This window comes from Rhodococcus sp. NPDC019050 (genome assembly GCF_055664235.1).
The window spans coordinates 57086-82608 of record NZ_JBVOON010000001.1; the positions used below are offsets into that span (position 1 = coordinate 57086).

General features: G+C 67.5%; 22 protein-coding genes. 8 read left to right on the forward strand and 14 right to left on the reverse strand.

All coding sequences use genetic code 11. The features are described from left to right. The first annotated feature begins 82 nt into the window (after positions 1–82). Positions 83–3865, forward strand: a complete 3783-nt coding sequence (locus AC0B44_RS00265) for a multifunctional oxoglutarate decarboxylase/oxoglutarate dehydrogenase thiamine pyrophosphate-binding subunit/dihydrolipoyllysine-residue succinyltransferase subunit (RefSeq protein WP_471900941.1) — start codon at positions 83–85, stop codon at positions 3863–3865. A gap of 120 nt (positions 3866–3985) precedes the next feature. On the opposite strand, the gene AC0B44_RS00270 is transcribed toward AC0B44_RS00265, so the two are convergent. Beyond that, positions 3986–4669 carry a TetR/AcrR family transcriptional regulator gene (locus tag AC0B44_RS00270; protein ID WP_471900942.1) on the reverse strand — a complete coding sequence of 228 codons (684 nt, stop codon included), beginning with the start codon at positions 4667–4669 and terminating at the stop codon, positions 3986–3988. Between the two features lie 71 nt (positions 4670–4740). Here AC0B44_RS00270 and AC0B44_RS00275 point away from each other — a divergent pair, with 71 nt between their 5' ends. From AC0B44_RS00275 to AC0B44_RS00290, 4 genes are all read left to right on the forward strand, one after another. Continuing rightward, positions 4741–6324 (forward strand): flavin-containing monooxygenase, encoded by a 1584-nt coding sequence (locus AC0B44_RS00275; RefSeq protein ID WP_471900943.1) that lies wholly within the window; start codon positions 4741–4743, stop codon positions 6322–6324. Beyond that, complete coding sequence (locus tag AC0B44_RS00280; protein WP_471900944.1) at positions 6321–7148, forward strand: SDR family NAD(P)-dependent oxidoreductase; 828 nt, start codon at positions 6321–6323, stop codon at positions 7146–7148. Before AC0B44_RS00275 ends, AC0B44_RS00280 begins: the two co-directional genes overlap by 4 nt. A gap of 9 nt (positions 7149–7157) precedes the next feature. Beyond that, positions 7158–8075 (forward strand): alpha/beta hydrolase, encoded by a 918-nt coding sequence (locus AC0B44_RS00285; protein ID WP_471900945.1) that lies wholly within the window; start codon positions 7158–7160, stop codon positions 8073–8075. 66 nt (positions 8076–8141) lie between these two features. Next, positions 8142–8747, forward strand: coding sequence for a DUF1707 SHOCT-like domain-containing protein (locus AC0B44_RS00290; protein WP_471900946.1), 606 nt, complete (start codon positions 8142–8144; stop codon positions 8745–8747). Positions 8748–8769: 22 nt separating this feature from the next. On the opposite strand, the gene AC0B44_RS00295 is transcribed toward AC0B44_RS00290, so the two are convergent. The 4 genes from AC0B44_RS00295 to AC0B44_RS00310 all read right to left on the reverse strand — a co-directional run bounded on the left by AC0B44_RS00295 (position 8770) and on the right by AC0B44_RS00310 (position 12490). Continuing rightward, entirely contained in the window at positions 8770–9387 is a 618-nt protein-coding gene (locus AC0B44_RS00295; RefSeq protein WP_471900947.1) for a glycine betaine ABC transporter substrate-binding protein, read from the reverse strand. A 126-nt stretch (positions 9388–9513) separates the two neighbouring features. After that, the gene (locus tag AC0B44_RS00300) at positions 9514–10704 is read right to left on the reverse strand and encodes an NAD(P)-dependent malic enzyme (RefSeq protein ID WP_471900948.1); all 1191 of its coding nucleotides are present in this window, start codon (positions 10702–10704) and stop codon (positions 9514–9516) included. Between the two features lie 434 nt (positions 10705–11138). Next, positions 11139–11639 carry a hypothetical protein gene (locus AC0B44_RS00305; RefSeq protein ID WP_471900949.1) on the reverse strand — a complete coding sequence of 167 codons (501 nt, stop codon included), beginning with the start codon at positions 11637–11639 and terminating at the stop codon, positions 11139–11141. Further along, complete coding sequence (locus AC0B44_RS00310; RefSeq protein ID WP_471900950.1) at positions 11636–12490, reverse strand: PHP domain-containing protein; 855 nt, start codon at positions 12488–12490, stop codon at positions 11636–11638. The genes AC0B44_RS00305 and AC0B44_RS00310 overlap by 4 nt, the downstream gene beginning before the upstream one ends. Before the next feature lie 81 nt (positions 12491–12571). On the opposite strand from AC0B44_RS00310, the gene AC0B44_RS00315 reads away from it, so the two are divergent. Together AC0B44_RS00315 and AC0B44_RS00320 are read left to right on the forward strand one after the other, a co-directional pair. After that, entirely contained in the window at positions 12572–13654 is a 1083-nt protein-coding gene (locus tag AC0B44_RS00315; RefSeq protein ID WP_471900951.1) for a magnesium and cobalt transport protein CorA, read from the forward strand. 59 nt (positions 13655–13713) lie between these two features. Continuing rightward, positions 13714–15459 (forward strand): hypothetical protein, encoded by a 1746-nt coding sequence (locus AC0B44_RS00320; protein WP_471900952.1) that lies wholly within the window; start codon positions 13714–13716, stop codon positions 15457–15459. Between the two features lie 10 nt (positions 15460–15469). Here the strand turns inward: AC0B44_RS00320 and AC0B44_RS00325 are convergent, their stop codons facing one another. Further along, the gene (locus AC0B44_RS00325; protein ID WP_471900953.1) at positions 15470–16066 is read right to left on the reverse strand and encodes a suppressor of fused domain protein; all 597 of its coding nucleotides are present in this window, start codon (positions 16064–16066) and stop codon (positions 15470–15472) included. 52 nt (positions 16067–16118) lie between these two features. Beyond that, the gene (locus AC0B44_RS00330) at positions 16119–17249 is read right to left on the reverse strand and encodes a winged helix DNA-binding domain-containing protein (protein ID WP_471900954.1); all 1131 of its coding nucleotides are present in this window, start codon (positions 17247–17249) and stop codon (positions 16119–16121) included. Positions 17250–17322: 73 nt separating this feature from the next. Here AC0B44_RS00330 and AC0B44_RS00335 point away from each other — a divergent pair, with 73 nt between their 5' ends. Then, entirely contained in the window at positions 17323–18168 is an 846-nt protein-coding gene (locus AC0B44_RS00335; protein WP_471900955.1) for a chromosome partitioning protein ParB, read from the forward strand. A 39-nt stretch (positions 18169–18207) separates the two neighbouring features. Here AC0B44_RS00335 and AC0B44_RS00340 read toward each other — a convergent pair whose 3' ends face one another. The 7 genes from AC0B44_RS00340 to AC0B44_RS00370 all read right to left on the reverse strand — a co-directional run bounded on the left by AC0B44_RS00340 (position 18208) and on the right by AC0B44_RS00370 (position 25467). Beyond that, on the reverse strand, positions 18208–19383 hold the full coding sequence (locus AC0B44_RS00340; RefSeq protein WP_471900956.1) for an ABC transporter ATP-binding protein: 1176 nt from the start codon (positions 19381–19383) through the stop codon (positions 18208–18210). Positions 19384–19388: 5 nt separating this feature from the next. Further along, positions 19389–20219 (reverse strand): carbohydrate ABC transporter permease, encoded by an 831-nt coding sequence (locus AC0B44_RS00345; RefSeq protein WP_471901348.1) that lies wholly within the window; start codon positions 20217–20219, stop codon positions 19389–19391. 2 nt (positions 20220–20221) lie between these two features. Beyond that, positions 20222–21103 carry a carbohydrate ABC transporter permease gene (locus AC0B44_RS00350; RefSeq protein WP_471901349.1) on the reverse strand — a complete coding sequence of 294 codons (882 nt, stop codon included), beginning with the start codon at positions 21101–21103 and terminating at the stop codon, positions 20222–20224. A gap of 65 nt (positions 21104–21168) precedes the next feature. Then, the gene (locus AC0B44_RS00355) at positions 21169–22512 is read right to left on the reverse strand and encodes an ABC transporter substrate-binding protein (protein WP_471900957.1); all 1344 of its coding nucleotides are present in this window, start codon (positions 22510–22512) and stop codon (positions 21169–21171) included. Between the two features lie 121 nt (positions 22513–22633). Continuing rightward, positions 22634–23866, reverse strand: a complete 1233-nt coding sequence (locus tag AC0B44_RS00360; RefSeq protein WP_471900958.1) for a GNAT family N-acetyltransferase — start codon at positions 23864–23866, stop codon at positions 22634–22636. An 84-nt stretch (positions 23867–23950) separates the two neighbouring features. Continuing rightward, positions 23951–24871 (reverse strand): hypothetical protein, encoded by a 921-nt coding sequence (locus AC0B44_RS00365; RefSeq protein WP_471900959.1) that lies wholly within the window; start codon positions 24869–24871, stop codon positions 23951–23953. Positions 24872–24978: 107 nt separating this feature from the next. Then, positions 24979–25467 carry a YflT domain-containing protein gene (locus tag AC0B44_RS00370; RefSeq protein WP_471900960.1) on the reverse strand — a complete coding sequence of 163 codons (489 nt, stop codon included), beginning with the start codon at positions 25465–25467 and terminating at the stop codon, positions 24979–24981. Between the last annotated feature and the right edge of the window lie 56 nt (positions 25468–25523).

Sequence of the window (25523 nt, forward strand, 5' to 3'; positions counted from 1 at the left end):
TCGTCACACGCCCACCAGCTAGCCTCATATACATAGGCGCTCCGATCGGGTACCGAAGAAAGAAACGAGGCGAACAACTGCCGTGAGCAGCAGCTCTACATCACAGTTCGGACAGAACCAGTGGTTGGTTGACGAGATGTACCAGCGGTTCCAGGACGATCCGTCGTCCGTGGATGCGAGCTGGCACGAGTTCCTCACCGACTACTCTCCCGAGGCAGCCGCGGCCGGAGGCTCGAACGGAGCCGAGGTGAAGACCACGGAGAAGTCCACCCAGTCCTCCACCAAGACGCCCCCGGCTACTGCGACTGCAGCGCCGAAGGCTTCCGCCTCGTCCACCACAACTCCGGCGAACTCTGCCGCGAAGCCGGCTGCTGCGCCGGCGAAGGCGAAGCCGGCTACCAACAACGAGCCGGCCGGCAAGACCACCACGGCCGCCAAGCCCGCACCCAAGGCCGCGCCGAAGCCGGCGAGCGGATCTTCGGACAAGAACGGCTCCGAAGAGACCAAGGTCCTCCGGGGCGCGGCCGCTGCCGTGGCAAAGAACATGAACGCCTCGTTGTCGATCCCGACGGCCACCAGCGTTCGCGCGGTTCCCGCGAAGCTGATGTTCGACAACCGCATCGTCATCAACAACCACCTCGCCCGTACCCGGGGCGGCAAGGTGTCGTTCACGCATCTGCTCGGCTACGCGATCGTCCAGGCGGTCAAGGCGTACCCGAACATGAACAACCACTACGCCGAGATCGACGGGAAGCCGAACCTCGTCACTCCGGCGCACACCAACCTCGGTCTCGCGATCGACCTGCCCGGCAAGAACGGTTCCCGTTCGCTCGTCGTCGCCGCGATCCGCAACTGCGAGACGATGAACTTCGCGCAGTTCTACGCGGCATACGAGGACATCGTCCGGCGGGCACGCGACGGCAAGCTCACCGGTGAGGACTTCTCGGGCGTCACCATCTCGCTGACCAACCCGGGCGGCATCGGCACCGTGCATTCGGTTCCGCGCCTGATGGGCGGCCAGGGCGCGATCATCGGCGCCGGCGCGATGGAATACCCCGCCGAGTTCCAGGGCGCGTCCGATGCCCGGATCGCCGAGATGGGCATCGGCAAGCTGCTGACCCTGACCTCGACCTACGACCACCGGGTCATCCAGGGCGCCGAATCGGGTGAGTTCCTCAAGACCATCCATCAGCTGCTGATCTCCGACGAGTTCTACGACGAGATCTTCCACACCCTGCACATTCCTCACGAGCCGGTCCGCTGGCGCAAGGACGTGCCCGAGGGCCTCGTCGACAAGAGCACCCGTGTGCTCGAGCTGATCGCCGCCTACCGCAGCCGCGGCCACCTCATGGCCGATACCGATCCGCTGCAGTTCGTGCGCGACAAGTTCCGCTCGCACCCGGATCTCGACGTGACGACCCACGATCTGACGCTGTGGGACCTCGACCGCGAGTTCAACGTCGGCGGCTTCCACGGCAAGCAGAAGATGAAGCTGCGCGACGTCCTGTCGGTGCTGCGCGACGCGTACTGCCGCCACGTCGGCGTCGAGTACACGCACATCCTCGAGCCCGAGCAGCAGCGCTGGATCCAGGAACGCGTCGAGGCGCACCACGTCAAGCCGACGGTCGCCGAGCAGAAGTACATCCTGAGCCGCCTCAACGCCGCCGAGGCGTTCGAGACGTTCCTGCAGACCAAGTACGTCGGCCAGAAGCGTTTCTCGCTCGAGGGGTCCGAGTCGGTCATCCCGATGATGGACGCCATCATCGATCAGGCCGCCGAGCACCAGCTCGACGAGGTCGCCATCGCGATGCCGCACCGCGGCCGCCTCAACGTGCTCGCCAACATCGTGGGCAAGCCGTACTCGCAGATCTTCACCGAGTTCGAGGGCAACCTGAATCCGGCTGCCGCACACGGCTCCGGCGACGTGAAGTACCACCTCGGCGCCGAGGGCACCTACATCCAGATGTTCGGCGAGAACGACATCAAGGTGTCGCTCACCGCGAACCCGTCGCACCTCGAAGCCGTCAACCCGGTCCTCGAGGGCCTGGTCCGCGCCAAGCAGGACATCCTCGACAAGGGTGAGGGCGGCTTCACGGTTCTCCCGCTGCTGCTCCACGGCGACGCCGCGTTCGCCGGTCAGGGTGTCGTGGCCGAGACGCTCAACCTCGCGTTGCTGCGCGGGTACCGCACCGGCGGCACCGTGCACATCGTGGTCAACAACCAGGTCGGCTTCACCACCGCGCCGGAGCACTCGCGGTCGTCGGAGTACTGCACCGACGTCGCGAAGATGATCGGCGCGCCGATCTTCCACGTCAACGGTGACGACCCCGAGGCCTGTGTGTGGGTTGCACAGCTCGCCGTGGACTTCCGCGAGAAGTTCCACAAGGACGTCGTGATCGACATGATCTGCTACCGCCGCCGCGGCCACAACGAGGGCGACGACCCGTCGATGACGCAGCCGGCGATGTACGACGTCATCGACACCAAGCGCAGTGTCCGCAAGAGTTACACCGAGGCACTGATCGGCCGCGGGGACATCTCGCTCAAGGAAGCCGAAGACGCCCTGCGCGACTACCAGGGTCAGCTTGAGCGGGTCTTCAACGAGGTACGTGAACTCGAGAAGTACCAGCCGGAGCCGTCCGAATCGGTCGAGCTGGACCAGACCCCGCCGACGCGTCTGAAGACCGCCGTCGACAAAGAGGTGCTCGAACGGATCGGCGACGCCTTCGCCGACGTGCCGGAGGGCTTCAGCGTGCACCCGCGCGTCAAGCCCGTCATCGAGAAGCGCCGCACGATGTCCCGCGAGGGTCACATCGACTGGGCCTACGCCGAACTGCTCGCCTTCGGTTCGCTCGTCGAGCAGGGCGCACTCGTGCGTCTGGCCGGCCAGGACTCGCGCCGCGGCACCTTCACGCAGCGGCACTCGGTCCTGATCGACCGCAAGACGGGCGAGGACTACAGCCCGCTCGCAGCGGTGGCAGCCGAAGCCGGCAACGGTGGACGCTTCATGGTGTACGACTCGGCGCTGACCGAGTTCGCAGGCCTGGGCTTCGAGTACGGCTACTCGGTGGGCAACCCCGACGCGCTCGTGCTGTGGGAAGCGCAGTTCGGTGACTTCGTCAACGGCGCGCAGTCCATCATCGACGAGTTCATCTCGTCGGGTGAGGCCAAGTGGGGTCAGCTCTCCGACGTCGTGCTGCTGCTGCCGCACGGCCACGAGGGCCAGGGCCCGGACCACACGTCGGGTCGTATCGAGCGCTGGCTGCAGCTGTGCGCCGAGGGCTCGATGACCGTGGCCATGCCGTCGACCCCTGCAAGCTACTTCCACCTGCTGCGGCGTCACCACCTGGACGGCATCCGTCGCCCGCTGGTGGTCTTCACGCCGAAGTCGATGCTGCGCAACAAGGCTGCGGTCAGCAACATCGAGGACTTCACCGAGGGCAAGTTCCGGTCGGTTCTCGAGGAGATCCCGTTCGAGAACAACGAGGCGGACCGCTCGAAGGTCAAGCGCGTCCTGCTGACCTCCGGCAAGATCTACTGGGAACTGCTGGCCAAGAAACAGAAGGAAGGCCGCGACGACGTCGCGCTCCTGCGTGTCGAGCAGCTGTACCCGGTGCCGCGTCGCCGGATCGCCGAGACGCTGGAGATGTACCCGAACGCGTCGGAGTTCTTCTGGGTCCAGGAGGAGCCGGCTAACCAGGGTGCATGGCCGTTCCTGGGTCTGGCGCTGCCCGAGATGCTCCCGGAGAAGCTGGCCGGGATCAAGCGGATCTCGCGGCGTGCGATGTCGGCGCCGTCTTCGGGTTCGAGCAAGGTCCACGCTGTCGAACAGCAGGAGATCCTCGAGAAGGCCTTCGCACAGTAGAAGCCCCGTTTCGGTCCCTCACGGGGGCCTGACGGTTCTCATGCGAGCCGGGTCGGTTCGTCCTACGGGACGACCGGCCCGGCTCGCGGCGTTCCGGGGCGCGACCGGCCGCCGGTGGAACTAGCCGCTGGAGGCGAGCTGAGCGGACGCCACCACCGCCGGCAGAGCGGCGACCGCGAGGTCGACGAACTGTTCGCGTGTGAGTGCGGTGGCGCCCTCCGGTGAGGCCTGCGAGTCCGTTCCCGGCGTCAGCGATATCCCCTGCTGTTGCAGCCACGCGATGGTGATGTCCTCGACGAACGCCACCCAGCCGCGGACCGCGAGCCGGACCGCGGCGTCGGGTTCGATGCCGATGCTGGGCAGATGGGTGACGGTGCGCTCGACCAGCACGCGCCGGGTGTCTTCGAAGACCGCCCGCATGTCCGGGTCGGCGCCGGCCGAGCCCCGCAGCATCGACACGTACGTGTCGGGGCGCTCGGTGACGTAGTCGACGTACGCGACGACGGTGCCGCGCAGCATCTCCATCGGGTCGAGGTCCTCGTCGGGCGCGGTGCGTTCGATCATGTCGCGACTGATGTGCTGCGCGACTGCGACGTGGAAGTCGTGCTTGGACGCGAAGTAGTGGAACAGCAGTCCGCGCGACACTCCGGCCCGGTCGGCGATGTCTTCGACGGAGATCTGATCGAGCGAGCGACTCGCGAGGAGTTCCACCCCGAGTTCGATCAGTTGCGCGCGGCGTCGCTGCGGGCTCAGGCGGGTACGCCGCCCTCCTTTCCCGGAACTGTTGCCGCTCACGGTTCCCATGCAAGCATCCTTATTGAATAATCGTCAACAAAGTGTTGACCACACCCCCTCGACGCCTTAACCTCAAATACATGAGTCTTCCGGTTACAGACACCTCCGCCGGTGATACCACGCGCCGGATCGATACGCTGATCATCGGCAGCGGGTTCGCCGGACTCGGCGCCGCCATCAAACTTTCCAAGGCCGGGAAGGAATTCCTCGTCCTCGAACGCGCGGACGAGGTGGGTGGCACCTGGCGCGACAACACCTATCCCGGCGCAGCGTGCGACGTCCCCTCGAACCTGTACTCCTACTCGTTCGCCCTCAATCCCGGCTGGACCCGCTCGTTCTCGCCCCAGCCCGAGATCCAGGCGTACATCACCTCGGTTGCCGACAAGTACGACGTCCGCCGGCGGACCGTCTTCGGCTGCGACGTGCAGGACGCACGCTGGAACGAGGCCACGCACCGCTGGGACGTCCGCAGCACTCGCGGCAACTTCAGCGCCAAGAACCTCGTGTCCGCGGTCGGCGCTCTCTGCGAGCCCGCACTTCCCGACATCGCGGGCATCGAGAGTTTCGGCGGCGAGATCTTCCATTCCGCCCGCTGGAATCACGACGCAGACCTCGCGGGCAAGCGAGTCGCCGTGATCGGTACCGGCGCGTCGGCGATCCAGATCGTGCCGGCCATCGCCGGCAAGGTCGCGCACCTCGACGTCTACCAGCGCACCGCGCCGTGGGTGCTCCCGCGCGCCGACCGCGAGTACACGAAGGCGGAGAAGTTCGCCTTCCACCGCATCCCGGGATTCCAGCGCCTGTCGCGCACTCTCCAGTACCTCATGAGAGAGACGCAGGTTGTCGGCCTCACCAAGGCGCCTGTGTTCATGAAGCCGCTCGAACTCGCCGCGCGCGTCCAGATCCGCCGCGGCATCTCCGACCGTGCGCTGCGCCGCAAGGTCACCCCGAATTTCGGTATCGGGTGCAAGCGCATGCTCATCTCGAACAACTACTACCCCGCCCTCGACCGTCCGAACGTCGACCTGGTCACCGATGGGATCGCCGAGGTCACCGCCGACGGCATCGTGACGAAGGACGGCACCACCCGCCAGGTCGACGCGATCGTCGTCGCCACGGGTTTCCACGTCACCGACTCGCCGATGTTCGCGGGGATCTTCGGCAAGGACGGGCGTTCTCTCGCAGACGTTTTCGACGACACCGGAATGCAGGGCTACAAGGGCACCACCGTCGCAGGGTTCCCGAATCTGTTCTTCCTCGTCGGCCCCAACACCGGACTCGGTCACACGTCCATGGTGTACATGATCGAATCGCAGCTCAACTACCTCGTCGACGCGATCGACACGATCGACCGGCACCGCCTCGGCACGGTCGAAGTGCGCCGGGACGTGCAGGACGAGTACAACCGCGGCCTCCAGGACGCGCTCAAGAACAGCGTGTGGAGCAACGGCGGTTGCGCGAGCTGGTATCTCGACAAGCACGGCAACAACACGACGCTGTGGCCGGGGTTCACCTTCGAATTCCGTCGCCTGACAAAGAATTTCGACCTGGACGCGTACTGCGCGGTCGCCGAGTCCGATCTCTCCTCCCTCGCGGCTCCCGAGTCCGCCGACACCCCCACCGAGCGCACCGAGCGCGAATCCCGGAAGGCTGCAATCCAGTGAGCGAATTCGAAGGCAGGGTTGTCGTCATCACGGGAGCCGGGTCCGGTATCGGGCGGGCGCTCGCGGTCGATCTCGCGGGTCGCGGCGCCAAGCTCGCGCTGTCGGACGTCGACGCCGTCGGCTTGGCGGAAACAGTGCGCCTGGCAACCGATCTGGGCGCGGAAGTGAAGTCCGACCACCTCGACGTCACGCAGCGCGAAGCGGTCCTCGCGTACGCCGACGCCGTCGTCGCCCACTTCGGCAAGGTCAACCAGGTCTACAACAATGCCGGGATCGCCTATCACGGCGAGTTCGAACGGTCCGAGTTCAAGGACATCGAACGGATCGTCGACGTCGACTTCTGGGGCGTGGTCAACGGCACCAAGGCCTTTCTCCCGCACCTGATCGCCTCGGGCGACGGGCATCTGATCAACGTCTCGAGCCTGTTCGGCCTGCTCGGCATTCCCGGCCAGACGGCGTACAACGCCGCAAAGTTCGCGGTTCGCGGATTCACCGAGTCGCTGCGTCAGGAAATGCTCATCGCCAAGCATCCGGTCCAGGTGACGTGCGTGCATCCCGGTGGCATCAAGACCGCCATCGCCCGGAATGCGGCCGTTCCCGACGGCGACGACCAACCCGGCTTCGCGCAGTTCTTCGACACCAAGCTGGCGCGGACCACCGCGGAGCAGGCAGCGAAGACGATCCTGCGGGGCGTCCGGAAGAATCGGGCACGCGTGCTCATCGGTGCCGACGCCAAGCTTCTCGACGGCTGGGTTCGGCTCGTGGGTCCGTCGTACCAGCGTGTCGTCGCGACCGTTGCCGGTCGCATCATGCCCAAGAACTAGGCTGCGCCGATGCCACAGCTTCCTCTGCGCCTCGTGCGGGCGACGTTGCGCCCCCTCTACCGGCTCACCCTCAATGCCCGGCTGCCCTACTCGGTACAGCGGCGACTGCTCGAGGCCGCCGCACCGATCCAGCCGTTGCCGAAGGGCACGGTCGTCCGCAAGGTACGACTCGGCGGGCGCCCCGCCGAGCGGGTCACCGTCGGGGCCACCGAACGTCCCACGGCGGTGCTGTATCTGCACGGTGGTGCGTACACCTGCGCCTCCCCCGCGACCCACCGATCGCTGGTCGCACATCTCGCCGCCGCGACCGGATCGGTCGTCTACGCGCTCGACTACCGCCTCGCTCCGGAGCATCCCTACCCCGCCGCGCTCGACGATGCGGTGGCCGCGTACATCGAGCTCATCACCGAGCACGGGGTCGAGGCGTCGAAGACACCGATCGCCGGTGACTCCGCGGGCGGAGGTCTGTCGGTGGCGACCGCACGCCGTCTCATCGACCGCCACGGGGTCGAGCCGGCCGCGCTGGGGCTGTTGTCCCCCTGGGTGGATCCGGGGTCGCGCACCGTGCCGTTCGATCGGGATGTCGTCGTCAACACCGCGTGGGCGTTCGCGTCCGCCGACGCCTATCTCGGCAGCGGGGACCCGACCGATCCCGGCTACGCGCCGCTACACGGGGATCTCACCGGACTTCCGCCCACACTGATCCAGGTGGGTACGAGTGAGGTGCTCTACCCGCAGATCCGCGAGTTCGCGGAAAAGCTGCGCGCCGCAGACGTCGACCTGGAATACACCGAGCAGCCCGAGTTGTGGCACGTGGCGCACCTGCAGGCGGGACTCGTACGGGAGGCAGCGGAGGCGGTTGGTGAGGTCGGAACGTTCCTCCGCACGCACATGGCCGGCGAAGCAGCCACCGGTGCACGCGACTGATCGGTCGCCGTCGGGCGCAGGATTTCCTATAGTGGGACCCGACAATTCGACCGGACGGCGGATCTGATGACGGACGACGACTCACGCTCCGAGGACATCCTGCTGAGTGACGACGAGCGTTTGCACGCGCTCAACGTGCTCGGTGAGCACTACGCCGCGGGACGACTCGACTCGTCGGAGTTCTACGACCGATCGGGCTGGGTTGCGCAGGCTCGCACCCTGCCCGACGCTCGGCCGGCGTTCGCCGGACTTCCCGGCGGCGTGCCGCTCGAGATCGCCAACGGGCACGTCCACGTCGTCGACACGCCCGCCGCAGCCCCGGCGGTGCGACGAAGTGATGCGCCCGCGCCGACCGACACGGAATCCGAACTCGTCTCCTTGCGCCAGCGCGGCAGGACCGTCGAGTCCCTCGACTGGATCATCATCGGCATCACGTTGATGACGTTCCTCGTGCTGCAGATGATCGTCGACTGGGACTACGCGTGGGTGGTGTGGCCGTCGCTCATCGTCACCCTCAGTGTGCCCCGCATGATCCTGGGTTTCAGCGACGAGGACGAAGAACTCTACGACGAACTCAAGGAGTCCGAGGCCGACGAGCGCAAAGCGCGCCTCCGGGAGGCCGCGGACCGGATCCGGCAGCTCGGGAGCGGCGACGACACACGCGGAAAGTGACGCCCGGGCCACCGATTCCGGGTCAGCGCGCGGCGAGCCAATCGCTCGCTGCGCGATCGGGTTCGACGTCGCCGCGGCGCACCGCGTCCTCCATCTCGGCGAGCTCATCGGTGGTTAGCTCCCCCGCCACCACGTTCAGTGCCTTCACCTGGTCCGGGGTCAGCGCACCGCTGCGGATCAGCGGTAGGACATTCGCCGCAGGCGCCGAACTGCCGTCTTCGCCGGCATCTCCCGCCCCGGGCTGCTCGGCGACCGCGTAGTCGGAGACCGAGAGTCCCTGCGGCAGGGATCTGTTCAGTTCCTCGAACACCTCGTCCGGTTCGATCACGGTGGCACCGGGCTGCAACCGCAACAGGAGCCCGCCCATGTATTCCGGCAAGACGTCGACCGCGCCGGCATCCAGTGCGGCGAGATCTTCGCCTTCGGCGAGTCCGAGGCGGGTGTCCACCGAGGCCCCGGTGCCGCGCAGCACCTCCGCGTAGATCTCCGCCAGGACGCGGCTGTCCGGTGACTGTCCGGAGCCGACGGTGATCCCGCCGGAATCCGGCTCGGTGGACAGGACCTGACCGGTCGAGCATCCGACGAGTGTCCCGGCCACAGCGGTCACCGCCGCCGCGGCACCCAGCATCCGAATCCTCACCGATCACATCTCCTCGAACCGACCGACTTCCAGGCGGGTCCCATCGTCCCATCCGCGTTCACGACGCCGAACGCCCGCCCGGGAATCCGGACGGGCGTTCGGCGTCTGTGAGCAGAACAGCTGGGATCAGGCGACGCCCTCGGCCTTGGCTGCTGCCGCAACGGCTTCCGCGACGGCCGGCTCGACTCGCGGATCCAGCGGGCTCGGCACGATCTTGTCCACCGACAGTTCGTCGGCGACGACGGAGAGGATGGCGTCGGCGGCCGCGAGCTTCATGCCCTCGGTGATCCGCCGGGCCCCGGCGTCCAGCGCACCCCGGAACACACCGGGGAACGCGAGCACGTTGTTGATCTGGTTGGGGAAATCGCTACGACCGGTTGCGACGATGGCGGCGTACTTGCGCGCGATGTCGGGGTGGATCTCCGGGTCGGGGTTGGACATCGCGAAGATGATGGAGTTGTCGGCCATCGTCGCGACGATCTCCTCGGGGACGGTGCCCGCGGACACGCCCAGGAACACATCGGCGCCGTCGAGTGCCTCGATCAGCCCGCCGCGACGGTCTGCCGGGTTGGTGCGGGCAGCCAGATCCGCCTTGATCGGGTGGAGGTCTTCGCGATCCGACGAGACGATGCCCTTCGAATCGAGCACCACGATATCCTCGACGCCCGCGGCGAGAAGGATGTTCGCGCAGGCGACGCCCGCGGCACCCGCGCCGGAGATCACGACACGCAGCGAGGTGATGTCGCGGTTCTGCACCTTCACCGCACCCTTGAGCGCGGCGAGCGCCACGATCGCGGTGCCGTGCTGGTCGTCGTGCATGACGGGGCAGTCGAGGGCCTCGATGACACGCTTCTCGATCTCGAAGCATCGGGGTGCCGAGATGTCCTCGAGGTTGACGGCACCGAAGCTCGGGCGCAGGCGGACCAGCGTCTCGACGATCGCGTCGGGATCCTTCGTGTCGAGCACCAGCGGAATCGAGTTGAGCCCCGCGAACTTCTTGAACAGTGCGGACTTACCCTCCATGACCGGCAGCGACGCGCGAGGGCCGATGTCGCCGAGTCCGAGGACGGCAGTGCCGTCCGACACGACCACGACGAGGCGGTTCGTCCAGGTGTAGCGCGCGGCGAGCGTCTCGTCGGCGGCGATCGCGCGGCTGACCTGGGCCACGCCCGGGGTGTACGCGATGGAGAGGTCGCGCTGCGTCTCGAGGGGCGCAGCGAGTTCGACCGAAAGCTTTCCGCCCACATGGCTGCCGAAGATCTCTTCGTCGGTCAGCTCGAGCTTCTCGGGGGTATGTGCATCAGACACAATTGACACGATGACACTCCTGCGTGTTCCGGGGCCAGTCCTGGCCCCGGTTACTGCGAAGATTCTGCATTCCAATGCGTTTCACATCGAACTACAGGGCTCCGCCAAGGACATATTCGATGAAGCATCCGGGCGCGATCATGGTTACGGCTGTGGAACGCTGTACGTCTTCCGGAGCGTGATGGCGCCGCGGCGGGTGGCCACGGCGACAAGCCCTCGAGCGGCTCTGCCATCCTTCTTCCGATACCGGAATGGTGACTCCGGCCTCGGTCGTGGTGGCGAGTTTGCCACCTTTACAGACCAACAATCAAATCGGCATCGATTGCAAAGGTTTCACCTTTTTACGGTCTCACCTGTGAGTTTCCGGTAACGCCGCGAAGCGCGCAACCCCTTTCCTGCGGATTCTCCGGTGCTACCGGCCGGTAGCACCGGATGACGGTGGTTCAACCCCACCACTGCGTGATCAGCAGAATCGATGCAGTGATGATGACCACACCACACGCCGCGAGGGACACCGCGCCCCTTCTACGGTCGGCCACGATCTGCGCGAGCACCGCCACCACGGCTGCGAAGAGGTGGGCCGACACGGATGTGGAACCCGGCCCGGGGAAGCCTCGCTCGCCGCTGAGGTACTGCGCTCCGAGCACCACCACGGCGAGAATCAGCACCGCGCCGGTGACCACCCCGGAGACGACCCGCCCCGCACGGACCGCCCACGGCGCCGTGCGCGCCGGGGCAGGATCCGCACTGCGGTCACTGCGGTTCGTCCTGTCGCTGCGGGTCGTCCTGTCGCTGCGGTACGTCCCGTCGTAGTACTCCCTGCGGTCGTACGCCTGATCGTCGTACGGCCGGCGGTAGTACGCACGGTTGTCGTAATGGCCCGGGGCCGCGCCGAATTCGTCGTCCGGCCCGGAACCCGGACGCGACGTGCCCGACACCCTCATCCCGAGACCACCTCGACTCCCTTCGCCCTGTCGAGCAGAGCCTCGTATGCGTCGGGGTCGGTCGTGAACCGTCCGAGCGCGATGTCCTTATTCTGTCCGTGATAGTCCGACGACCCGGTGACGAACAAGCCCAGGCGCTCGCCCAGGTCCCTCATCAACCGCGCGTCGGCGGCGCTGTGGTCGGGGTGGTCGGCTTCGAGTCCGCCCAGACCGATCTCCGCGAGTTCCTCGATCTGATCGAGGGCGAGCAGACGCCCGCGTGCGCGTGCCCGGGCATGAGCGATCACGGTGACACCGCCCGCCGCGGTCACCATCCGTACCGCGTCGGCGAGCGGGGTATCGACCTTCGAGACGTAATAGCGTCCGCGCGGCGACAACAGATCGGTGAAGGCCTCGCCGACGGTGTCCACCACCCCGGCGTCGACGAGCGCTCGCGCCAGATGCGGGCGGCCTGCCGCCGGCCCCGCCTGCGCGAGCACGGCGTCCGCATCGATCGGAAGACCGTCGGCGGCCATCCGTTCCGCCATCGCACGGAGGCGGGACACACGCTCACCGCGCAGACGGCCGAGTTCGGCGACGAAGGACGGATCCTCCGGATCGAACAGGTAGGCGAGCAGATGCACCGCGACGGGCAAGCCGTCCTCGCCCCGCCCGGTACACGACATCTCCATCCCCCGTACGAGACGCAGACCGGACGGCGTTGCCGCGACCGCCTCGTCCCATCCGGCGGTGGTGTCGTGGTCGGTCAGCGCCACCACGTCCAATCCCGACTCTGCGGCAAGGCGGACGAGTTCGGACGGACTGTCCGTGCCGTCGGACGCCGTGGAGTGGGAGTGAAGATCGATACGCACATCACCAGTCTGTCAGGTGTGGCGACTAACATGGCGGCGCGACATCTCGTGCCGCTCGACCACAACGGAGGGAGGGAGACCATGGCGGACCTGCCCTCCCGATCGGATCGGCACATCTCGGTGGCCACGCCCGAAGTGGAGGAACACCCCCAGCCGGTGCCCACCGAAGAGGCAGTCGTGGACTGCGCGGTCTATATCGACGGCCGGCGCGAACCGGGCAAGTACACGCATTCCGCCGCACTCGCGGAAGTGCGTCGCCGCGGAACCGGATTCGTGTGGCTCGGCCTGCACGAACCGGACGAACGACAGATGACGAGCGTCGCCCGGACGTTCGGCCTGCACGAACTGATGGCGGAGGACGCCGTCCACGCGCACCAGCGCCCCAAACTCGAACGCTACGACGATCTGCTGTTCCTGGTTCTGCGGACCGTGAGCTACATCGAGCACGAGAGCGTGACCACCACCAAGGACATCGTCGAAACCGGCGAGATCATGTTGTTCACCGGGCCGGACTTCATCATCAGCGTGCGGCACGGCGACCATTCCGAACTCTCCCGGGTGCGCAGCCGACTCGAGCAGAACCCGGCGCGGCTGATGCTCGGTCCCGCCGCGGTGCTGCACGCGATCGCCGACCACGTCGTCGATTCCTATCTCGCGGTCACCACCGCCGTGCAACCCGATGTCGACGATCTCGAAGAACTCGTCTTCACGCCCGACACGCATATCGCGGTCGAGCAGATCTACCTCCTCAAGCGCGAAATCGTGCAGTTGCGACGTGCCGTCGTCCCGCTCGCCGAACCGCTGCAAATGCTCATTCGGTCGCCGGGCAACCCCGTGCCGAAGGACGTGCGCCGCTACTTCCGTGACGTCGCCGACCACCACACCATCGTCTCCGACCGCATCGCCGCGTTCGACGAGACCCTCGGCACGCTGCTCGACGCGGCCATCGCGAAGGTCACCGTGCAGCAGAACACCGACATGCGCCGCATCTCCGCGTGGGTCGCGATCGCCGCGGTGCCCACGATGATCGCCGGAATCTACGGAATGAACTTCGACAAGATGCCCGAGTTGCATTGGGAATACGGATATTTCCTGGTGTGGGGTGTCATCGTCGTCATCACCGTGGGGCTGTTCGTCACCTTCCGGCGCAACAAGTGGCTGTGACGGCCACACTTTCCGAAAGCGGATCCGGAAGTCCTCGGGCGCAACAGGATCGGGGCCGGATGGTCCTGGTCGTCGCCCTCGCACTGGTCGCGGCCCAGGTGGTGTTTCGGACGGCGATCGCGGCCACGAGCGAGTTCTACTGGGACGACCTGATTCTCATCGGCCGCGCCGGCACCGAGCCGCTGCTGTCGGAGTCCTTCCTGCGGTACGACCACGACGGACACCTCATGCCCGGCGCGTTTCTCGTCGCAGGGCTCGCCACCATGATCGCCCCGCTGCAGTGGTGGCCCGCCGCGGTGACACTCGTGCTGGGGCAGGCGCTCGCCTCGCTCGCGGTGCTGCGCGTGCTGTGGCTCTTGCTCGGTGCACGGCGTGCCCTCTGGGCGCCGCTCGTCTTCTACCTGTTCACCCCACTGACCCTGCCCGCTTTCGCATGGTGGGCGGCAGCACTCAATTCGCTGCCGTTGCAGGCGGCTCTCGCCTGGGTCGCGGGCGACGCTCTGCAGTACGCCCGCACCGGCCGGCGCCGGCATCTCGTGAGCGGCGTACTTGTCACCGCTCTTGCCGTGGCGTTCTTCGAGAAGGCGATCCTCGTGCCGTTCGTCGCGTTCGCGGTGCTCGCGCTGACCTACCGCGTCGACGGACAGAAGCGCCCGGTGCGGACCGCGCTGCGACGAGCGGCACCGTTGTGGCTTGCGTCGGCGTTGGTCCTCGCGATCTGGCTCGGCTTCTATCTGTCGACCGTCGAGTCCCGGTTCGGTACACCCACCGCAGAAATGGCACGCGGGCTGAGCATCCACGGTCTGTCGTACGGACTTCTCCCGGCGCTGGTGGGTGGTCCCTGGCAGTGGGACCGGTGGAACCCCGGTCCGCCGTGGGCGGATCCACCGGCGGTTCTCGTCCTCGTCGCATGGGTCGCGGTGCTGGGAGCACTCGGCTGGAGCCTGCGCCGACGACAACGCACCGGGTTCGTGTGGGGCGCGGCCGCGGCCTATGTCGCGGCGTCGATGGTTGCCATGATCAGCACGCGCTTCGGCCCCGGCACCACGTACGAACTCGCCCAGACGCTCCGCTACTTCGCCGACTCCGCCGTCGTGGTCGCGATCGCCGCCGCGCTGGTGCTGCGCGCCCCGCTCCAGCCGGGCACGAGGCCGATCCCGGAGCCGATCGGACGGACGGTCGTCGCGACCGTCGCGGTGCTCTTCACCGCGAGTTCCCTGTGGTCCACGGCGACGTTCACCCGCAGTTGGACGGACAATCCGACCGGCGGCTACCTGGCGAAGGCGCGCGAAGGCCTGACGTCCCGGCCGGACGTCCCCGTTCTCGACCATCCCGTCTCGGTGTGGGTGCTGCTTCCCGTGACATTCCCGCACAACCTGCTGTCGTCGGTGTTCGCGGCGCTCCCGGACCGCTCCGGCATCGGCGACAGCACCACGGAACTGCGGGTCCTCGACGAGGCCGGCGCGCTCGTCCCCGCCGACCTGCTGGCGGTGCGCTGGGTCGATTCGGGGCCCGAGCCTGGTTGTGGACGTCTCGCGGAACCGGGCGCCGTCACGATGCTGCCCACCGGGTCGATGCTCGAGGCGACGTGGACTGTGCAACTGAACTATCTCGCGTCCGCCGACGGTGAGATCGAGGTGGGCTTCCCGTCGCGAGAGCCCGCCCGGGTCGCGGTCTCCGAAGGGCCGGGGACCGTCTACGTGCGGGTGCCCGGTGGCGGTGACGGTGTGCAGGTCCGGCCCACCACCCCTGGGCTGAGCGTCTGCTTCGGTGCAGGGCCGGTGGGGGTCGTCGTACCGCGCTGACGCAACCGGGTCAGAGACGAGCCTGCGCTCGCTTGGGATCTCGGAGATCGATGCCGGCTTCGGTCCACGCCTCGCGCAGTGCGTCGGCGCCGCGGAGGCGCTTCCAGGCCGCTTCGGTCCCGGTGAGGGGAATCGCGTCGAAGAACTGCACCGGATCGGCGGGTTCGGGCAACTCCAGATCCGGTACGTCCCCGGCCTCGAGCAACACCGCGGTGAACGGTGCCCCTTCCCAGAGCGGTTCGCCGAGATCGAGCAGGGCGTCCTCGGTGAGCACGACTCCCTCGACCGCCGGGAGCGCCGCGAGAAGCGCCAGTGTGCGGTGCACGCCGGTCGTGATGCCCTCCGCATTGCGCAAACTCAGCACCAACTCGGCGCGGGGGCCGCGCGTGGGGTCGGCGACCATATCCGTCGGATCGCCCATGGGATGCCGGGAACAACCGAGGGTCGCGAACCGCACCAGGCCGGTCTCGGCGCTGCGGAACCGCAGCACATCGATGGGTTCCAGTCCCAGGAACGTCACAGACGCAGACTCGGGTTCCCCGTCGCCCGGGCCGGAGAGGTTGGCGGTGAGGTGGGTGCGGACTGCGTTGAGCACGGCGTCGGTCACCCCTGCAATCTAGTCCGCGCCCGCGGCCGCGGTGTCGGCCCGTCTCGTCGTGTCACGTTCCGGCGTCCGGCAGGATCCGGACGTCGTGGTCGTCGACGCCGGGCGCCGAGAACTTCAGCAGTCGCAACCCTTCCGCCTCGATCGCAGACCGGTTCGCGGAGCTGAGCCGACGCCACGGAGTGACCTCGAGGATCGCCGAGCGGCGGGTCGTGGTGCGGCGGACGGACGCAGCGACCGTGCCGCCGACGAGCACGGTCGCGGCGACGATGCCGTTCTTCGTCACGAGGCGGCGACGGTCGGCGTCCGACACGAGCCGGGTGCGGTCGGCGAGGGAGAGCAGCACGTTGTCGTACTGGGCGAGGATGCGGACGGGCGCCGGTGTGGACGAGTCGGGACGGGGCGCCTCCGGCAGGTCGAACAGTTCGACGCCGTTCTCGGTGCGGAACACCACGAGTTCGGAGCGGAGCGCGTCGAAGATCTCACCCAGCCCTCCGAGGCCCGACCATGCCTGCGCATCCCGCACGCTCGCGGGTCCGAACGCGGCCAGGTAGCGGCGCACGAGCGTCGCCGGGTCCGCGACCCGCGACGGCAGCGTGGCGCTGCCGCGTCCGATCCAGTGGTCGAGGAGCGTGAGGCGCGGCTGACCGGCCCTCCCCCACAGCCCACGCGGTGGGACTTGCACCAGAGGGAGCAATCCTCGTACCGCGTAGGCGAGGTCACGCCGGTCGTGGCCGGGGAAATGCTCGGCGAGCAGCGACCCCAGTTCCTGTGGTGTCCGCGGGGCGTGGCGCACGAGTTCTCCGGCACACGCGGCGAGCGCCGTGTGGTCGATGCCGGCGAGTCCGGCGGCGTGTTGCCCGTCGGTGCGCAGCGCACGGGTCAGCAGCGGCTGTACCCACGGCCGCAGGGCCAGGGCATCTGAGGCGGTTACGGCAAAGACGGTGCCGCGCATCAACGCGATGCGGACGACCTCACGGGAGGCCAGGAGGTCCGAGAGCCGGTCGGGGGTGAATCCGCGCGTCCGCGTCCACAACGCGAAATACGGCGGCTCGGGTGCCTGCGCCTGCAGGCCGATCAGATGCTCGAGCATCTCCGTGGCCGAGAGGTCGCTACGCCGCAGCAGGTGCTGGCGGGCGAGGGTGGCGCGACCGAGTTCGCGAACGGTGAGGATCCGGTTCGTCACGGGTCGACTGTTCCACGGACTACCGACACGCAAGGATGGCCCGCGGGGGCTCGCCGCCCGGTACCGTCGAGGAATGGCGCGTGACACCGGGTTTCCGGTTTCCGATGCCGGCGACGATTTCGCCCGGCAGCGTCGCCGCGCCGAGTACGCCCGCCTGATCGCGTGGCTGCGACGCGAACCCGACGACGTCAACACCGTGCTGCCGTTCGACGAGGTCGTTCGTGCGCTCGGCAGGGTGGACGAGCGCCGTCTGGGTCTGCAGATCATCGAGGTGTCGTCGATCGTCGGGAGCGTGGATCGCACCGACGACTTCGATCGGCGGTTCCGTCCCACCTCTGCCCGGCTCCGTCAGCGCTGGGAGAGGATCGCCGTCGCACGCAGGCGGGGTGAGGCGATGCCGCCCATCTCGGTGTATCGGATCGGCTGGATGCATTTCGTGCAGGACGGCCATCACCGCGTGTCCATCGCGTACGCGCAGCACGACCGCACCATCGACGCCTACGTCACCGAGATCGTCACCCGGATCTCCGCCGACGGCATCACCGGCCAGTCGGACCTCGTCCGCAAGGACCACTACCGGATGTTCTGCACCCGCGTCCCCTTGCCCGACCACGCGGCGAACACCGTGCGTGTCACCGATCCCTGGGACTATGCCGAACTCGCCGAAGCGGTCGAGGCGTGGGGGTTTCGCCTGATGCAGGACCTCGGGGAGTTCCTCACCCGCGAGGAGGTCGCGCAACGCTGGTACGACGACGAGTTCCTTCCCGTCGTCGCGTTGGTCCGGGCCGCCGACATGCTGCCGAACCGGACCGACGCCGAGGCCTACCTCTGGATCGCGCGCGAACGCTATCGCCTCGTGCGGCGCCACGTCTGGAACGACGAGATCGTGGAGAGACTGCGACGGCGCCATCCCCGATGACGAGCCACGATCATGCGTCTCGTCCGCGCGCCGGGGACGTCATTCCGGCAAGGTGACGTTCGTCCCGGTCTCCTGATCGAACAGCGCGACCTTGGCGGGATCGAACCACAGGTCCACCGGCTTGTCCTTGGCCACTTGCGATTCGACGGGCAGGCGTGCCACCAGCGTGCCGCCCGCCAGATCGACCGAGGCTGTCGCGGCGGCGAGTTCGTCGAGTTCCTTCGACCGCACGTCGGGACCTTCCACGGTGAAATACGCGAACTTGTCCGACCCCATCGACTCGAGAACGTCCACGTCCGCCGTGAACGTCACCCCCTTCTCCCGCTGCCCCGGATCGAGCAGGGCTGCGTCCTCGAAATGCTCGGGACGGATACCGAGCACCACGTCGCGGGAGGGATTGTGCCGGCGCACCATCTCCCATCGGTCGTCCGGGAGTTCGAAATCCCCGAACGGGGACCGCACCTTCCCGGAGTCGAGTTGTCCCGAGGTGAAGTTCATCGCCGGCGAGCCGATGAACCCGGCTACGAACAGGTTCCGGGGATGGTCGTACAGGTCCTGCGGTGCGCCCACCTGCTGGACGAGTCCGCTGCGCATGACCACCACCCGGTCGCCGAGCGTCATCGCCTCGGTCTGATCGTGGGTGACGTACACGGTGGTCGTGCCGAGCCGCTTCTGCAAGCGGGCGATCTCGGTCCGCATCTGGACCCGGAGTTTGGCGTCCAGGTTGGACAGCGGTTCGTCCATGAGGAACGCCTTGGGATTGCGAACGATGGCCCGCCCCATGGCGACTCGCTGCCGCTGACCACCCGAGAGGTTGGCGGGCTTGCGGTCGAGATGCTGGGTCAGGTCGAGGATGCGGGCGGCCTCGTCGACCTTCTCCGCGATCTCGCTCTTGGGGATCTTCGCCAAAGTCAGTGGGAATTCGATGTTCTCGCGCACCGTCATGTGCGGGTACAGGGCGTACGACTGGAACACCATCGCGATGTCGCGGTCCTTCGGGGCCTTCTCGTTGACGCGCTCACCCGCGATCCGCAGTTCCCCGCTGGAGATATCCTCCAGTCCCGCAATCATGTTGAGCGTCGTGGACTTTCCGCACCCCGACGGCCCGACGAGGATGATGAACTCACCGTCCGCGATCGTCAGATCGACGTCGCTGACAGCTTTGGCGCCGTCAGGGTATTCCTTCGTCACCTTGTCGAGCACGATCTCGGCCATGACGCTCACCCCTTCACCGCGCCGGACGTCAGTCCGGCGACGATACGACGTTGGAAGATCAGTACGAACACGATGATCGGGATGGTGATGACCATCGCGGCGGCAGCGATGGAACCGGTCGGTTCTTCGAACTGCGAGGCACCGGTGAAGTTCGCGATCGCCGCCGGTGCCGTGATCGACCGCTCCGTCGAGGTCAGCGAGATCGCGAACAGCAGGTCGTTCCAGCAGAAGATGAACACGAGAATCGCCGCGGTGATGATGCCCGGTGCCGCCAGGGGCGCGATCACCTTCCGGAACGCCTGAGCCGGGGTGGCGCCGTCCATCTTGGCGGCCTTCTCGAGTTCCCAGGGGATCTCCCGGAAGAACGCCGAGAGTGTGTAGATGGCCAGAGGCAGCGAGAAGGTGATGTACGGGATGATCAACGCCGCCCAGGTGTCGAACAACCCGAGGCTGCGCATGATCTCGAACAGCGGGCTGACGAGGGAGATCTGCGGGAACATCGCGATGAGCAGCGCAACGCCGACCAGCACCTTCTTGCCCGGGAAATCGAGGCGCGCGACGGCATACGCGGCCATCGTCCCGAGGATCACGGCGACGAACGTCGCGATCAGACCGATCCCGATCGAATTGATCAATGCGCTCGTGAACGCGTTGGTCTTGAAGATGCCGCGATAGTTGTCGAGCGTCCACTGCTGCGGGATGAAGTTGCCGTCCTGGATGGTGCCGGGCGGCTTGAACGACAGGCTGGCGATCCACAGCACCGGTACGAGTGCATAGAGGAGAACGAGCACGTTGACCGCGGACCACGACACGGTCTTGTTGCGGTTGTCCGCCATCGTCATCGATTCCCTTCGTCCGACCCGGGCGCCGACGCACCGAACAACTTGATGAACACGAACGCGATGATGGCGACACACACGAAGATCAGGACGCTGATCGCCGAGCCGATCCCCAGGTTGAACGCCTTGAACAGGTTGTCGTAACCGAGGATCGACAGTGACCCGGTGCCGTTGGAGCCGCGGGTCAGCACGTAGATGTTGTCGAAGATCCGGAACGCGTCGAGCGTGCGGAACAGCAACGCGACGAGGATGGCCGGTTTCATCAGCGGCACGATGATGCGGATGAGCCTGGTCCACGCGCCCGCGCCGTCCACTTGTGCGGCCTTGAGCAGGTCGTCGGGAACCAGGGCGAGCCCCGCGAGGAGCAACAGGGCCATGAACGGCGTGGTCTTCCAGACCTCCGCGAGCACGATGATCGCCAGCGACGGAAGCTGGTCGGTGAGCGGGGCGCTGCCGTCCGGCAGCAGGTTCGCCAGGTACCCGGTTCCGGGTGTCCAGGCGTAGTACCAGCTGTAGGCCGCCGCAACGGTGACGATCCCGTACGGAATCAGGACAACGGTCCTCACCAGTCCCTTGCCCAGGATCGTCCGCTGCATGACGAGGGCGATCGCCAGTCCCAGGACGAACTCGATCGCCACCGAGACGACGGTGATCCCCAGGGTTACGAAGAACGCCTGCCACCAGAAGCTGTCGGTGAGCACCGCTACGTAATTCGACAGGCCCACGAACGTCCGGTCGTCGGGGAAACGGAGGTCGTAACGCTGCAGGCTCAGCCACACGGCGTACCCGACCGGGTAGGCCGTCACCGCGATCATCACCAGAGCAGCCGGCGCGACGAGCCAGAGACCGAGGCGCCGCTCCGCCTTCTTGCCTTCGGACAGAGCGGCTTTGGCCGGACGAGTGTTGTCGTGCTGCCCGTCGCTCTGTTTCTGCGATTCGACTGTCGTCACGGAACCAGCCCTTCCGAGTTGACCGCCTTGCGGACCTGTTCGGCGAGTTCGTCGACGGTCTTCGGCGGGTCGATCCGGTCCACCGGGTTGAGGGTGGAGGTCACCAACGTCGAAATACTCTGGTAGGCGGGCGAAGCCGGGCGCACGGCCGCGTTCTCGAGGCTGGCGCGCACCTCACGCCACGCCGGATACGCCTCCTGGAAGACGGGGTCGTCGTAGAGCACTTCCAGTGTCGGCGGCACGCCACCCGCGACGGCGTTGTTGCGCTGGTTCTCCTCGTTGCGCAGGCACGTCATCGCCTCGAACGCGAGGTCGGGATGAGTACTCGTCCGGGCGACCGCGATGTTGAACCCGCCGATCGTCACCTTCGCCGGCTCACCCGGGATCACGGAGGGATACGGCGCCGGAAGGAAATTCTGCTCCCCGTCGACGGTGAGGACCGTGTTGCCGGTGTCCACAACGGTGACATTGCCGTTCTCGTCGATGAACGGCAGGTCGGCAGCGTTCTCCAGGATCCCCGGGAGCACGAACGGCCAGTTCACCTCGAACGCCGTGCGGCCGCTCTCCATGCCCAGCCGGACCGCCGCTTCGTCGGCCTGGTTCAGCGACGGATCGGCTCCCGGCGCGGTCGCCACCCGCTTCATGATGTCGAGGGCGGTCACCGCGGCGTCACCGTCCGCCAGGGTCACGGTGACACCGTCGTCGGCGACGACGGACCCACCGGCGCTTGCGAGAAGCGTGTTGAACCAGACCATGAGGCCCTCGTACTGACGTCCGGTGACCCCGATCCAGCTCGGAAGCCCCTCGGAGGCGAGACCGCTCGCGATCTCGATCATCTCGTCCCACGTCTGCGGTGGCTGCCCGTCCGGCATCAAATCCTTCCGGTACCAGAGCAACTGGGTGTTGGTGTTGAGCGGCGCCGCGTAGAGGACGTCCTGCCAGGTGGCGGATTCGAGGGGCCCCCGGAGGGTCCCTTCGGTCACGTCGGCCGCGATCTCGGGGGGCAACGGGACAGCCCACCCGGCTTCGGCGAATTCGGCCGTCCACACCACGTCGAGCGTCATCAGGTCGAGACCGGCATCACCGCCGGTGAGGCGCCGTGCCAACTGCAGTCGCTGATCGTCGGCGTTCTTGGGCAGGGTCCGCTGCTCGACCGAGTAGCGCCCCTGCGCCTGCTCGGTGCAGACGGCCGCTGCCTGCGCATACTGCTCGGCACCGTCCGCTGCCGTGTAGAAGCTGAGAACGGTCCCCTTGCTGTCGCTCCCGCAGGCCGTCAGACCCGCCGCGGCAAGCACCGCGACAACGCCGGCTGTGACACGCCTTGTCCACTTCCGTCGCATCCCGCCTCCGCCCGCACTGCCGAGACAGTGACTTGTGTCACTGAAATCGACAATATCGCTTGCCGTCGCGCAAGCGGAGCAAAACGGGCCTTGGGCCCGCGGGCCGACCGGAGGACGTGCGTCAGAAAGAGGTCCCGGCGAACGGCACCGAGTCCCACTCGAACAGGCCGTCCGCGACGGGCACCGCCTCCGCTCGACAGACCTCGATCCGGCCCGCGGCGGCCAGCGTGCGACAGGCGACGCCGCCCAGCAGGATCGACCCCAACTCGGCCACACCGACCCGCAGGTCCGCCTGCTCGTCGCTGCGGACCGCACCGTCGGCGGAGATCGTGTACGCGCCCTCGTTCTCGGGGAACATCGGATCGACGACGCCGAGCGTGACCTTCCCTGTTCCCGAGTAGGCACGGGAGGCCAGTGCCCGTTCCACGTCGAGTACCCGCAGCCACGTCTCGTCCTCGATCGACCGGGTCCGGACCGCACGGTGGTCGTGCAGGAGCCAGGGCATCGGATCGTCCATGGGCATTTCGGCGAATCTCACGCGGGCGACGAGGTCGAGGCCGAGCAGGAAACGGGCGAGGCCGGCGTGCGCTTCGGCGGACGACGCGAAGAAATCGTCGACGACGATCGTGGGGGTCTCACTCGTGAACCACTCGCTGGGGTCGGCGGTGGAGGGGCGGTAGCGCACGAACCCGTCCTCGTGTCCGGGCTGGCCGTGAACCGCAACGTAACGCGGCCCGGACGTCGACTCCGCCCGCAGTCGATGGGAGTTCCACCATCGCGACCACCGTTCGAGAGTGCCCGGACGGGCAGGTAGGTGGCGGGAGTGGATGCGCGGCAACAGCTCCCATCGCTCCGATTCGTCCAGCATCCGAACGGGACCGCCTTCCGGAGCACCCGGCCGGAAGGTCGCCCGGCGCACGTCCACCTCGGACTCCGCCGCCCACGACGCGATTCCGTACCCGAACCTGCCGTAGATCGTCGCCTCGGAGGCCCGAAGTGTCGCGACCACGTCGCCGCGGGTGCGCGCGTCGTGCAGTTGCCGCCGGACGAGCGCAGTGACGACTCCCCAGCGCGTATGGGTGGGCAGCACGCCGACGTGGGTGACGGCGGTGTGCGCGACCCGCGCGCCGCCGGGTAGGACCATCTCCCCCGAGAACCCGTCGACCGTGCCGGCGAGAACGCCGTCCACGAAAGCCCCGAACGTGCGACCGGGTTCGAGGTAGTCGTGGATCTTCCCGTCGGGAAAGGACGCTCCCGGTAATCCCACCATCGCCGTGCGGAACAGTGCCATCGCCTGCGTCAGTTCGGCCTCGGACTCGAGGACCCGCACCTCCGGTTCTGCGTATTCACCCATGCCGGGACCCTAGCCCGCCCCGCTGCCTTCCCGCGACCGGGTTGTTCGGCACCGACGCTTCTTCACCGCAGCGGTGTCGCCTCGTCACCGTGTCGCGTTCTGCAGGCGCACGAGTTTCGTCTCGGCGGCGGACGCCACCCGCTCCGCAGACGTGACTTCCTTCTTCGCGCGGGCAACGGCTCGTCGCGCGAATTGCCGTTGCTGCTCGGCATGTTCGAGTTTGCGACGCAGGTCGGCAACCTCTCGATCGAATCGTTCGAGTTCCGCGTCGGCTTCGACCGCTGCGGAGCGGGCCTGCTCGACGGCCGCGCGCGCCGACTCCGCCTCGCCTGCGACTTTGTCGATCTCGGCCTGCCGCGCCTCACGTTCCGCAGTTTCCCGTTCGGCCGTGTTGTTCCGTTCGGCGGTTCCCCGGCCGGTTTTCGACCCGGAACTTCGGGTCGTCCGGGACTTCGCCCGCTCGGGCGCCTTCGACTCGGATTCGCCGTCCTCCGCCGAGTCCGGCACGACCGTCAGGGGCACGGCGGACAGATCCCCGAACCCGGTGTGCTCGACGATGGAGGCGAGCCGTCCTGCACGGACCTCGGCGGCCACGTCGGGGTCCGCGAGCGCGGCATTGAGTGTTTGGCTCACTTCCCTGAGCGCACTCTCGGTAGCGTGCCGTCCGCGTTCGTCCGCCAGGTCGGCGGCCGCCCGCTCGAGCGCCGTCACAACCTTTCGCCGCTGCGCCGAGAGCGCTCGCATGTCGCTGCCGGACAATCGCCGCTGTGCGGCACGCAGCGCATCACCGAGATCCAGCAGTGCTGCGAGTTCGACCGCGCGTTCGCGGGCGAGCAGATTGACCATCCACGCCGCGACGGTGGGTTTCCGCAATCGTCCGATTGCGGCGGTCAACTCGCGGTCGCCCGCGCGACGAGCCTCGGCCGCGCATTCGCTGCGTGCGGACACGAAGTCACCGGGGTCGAGCCCGTAGAGCTCGTCGGCCACCGAACCGAGATCGCGCATACGACCGACACTAGCGGCGCAGGCGAGACCGGTGCAGCCCCGTCGCACCGAGATCCGGTCTCCCGGAACTCGGCATCGGCACGGTGCTGCCCGGTCCGACGCTGTGATTACAGTGCGAGCTTGGCCAGCAGGTCGCGGGCCTGCTCCGCCGTGCGCGGCTTGCACAGCACGTCGTACCGCCCCGCGACGAGTTGCATCGTCGAGGAGAAGTCGCGCTGTCCGCGGGTCGCGGCATACGGAATCGACGCCGAGATCAGCCCGAAGATGATGCCGCCGACCAGACCCACCACGAGCGGACCGAGGAAGTCGGTGGAGAAGATTCCCAGCAGCAGACCGAAGAACACACCGAGCCAGGCGCCGGAGACGATGCCGCCGCCGATCACCTTCGGCCAGGTCAGCCGGCCGGTGACCCGCTCGACCTGCATGAGGTCGACGCCGACGATGGTGACGTCCTCGACGGAGAAGTTCTGATCGGAGAGGTGGTCGACTGCGCGCTGCGCCTCGGCGTAGGTCGCGTACGAACCGACCGGCCATCCGCTCGGCGGTTCCGGAAGGCCCGGCACCTGACGGCCGCCAGGTCCGATGGGACTGGTCATGAGTATTCGGCTCCTTCTCGATGGCCGCGCGCCGTCTTCACCGACACGCCCGGTGT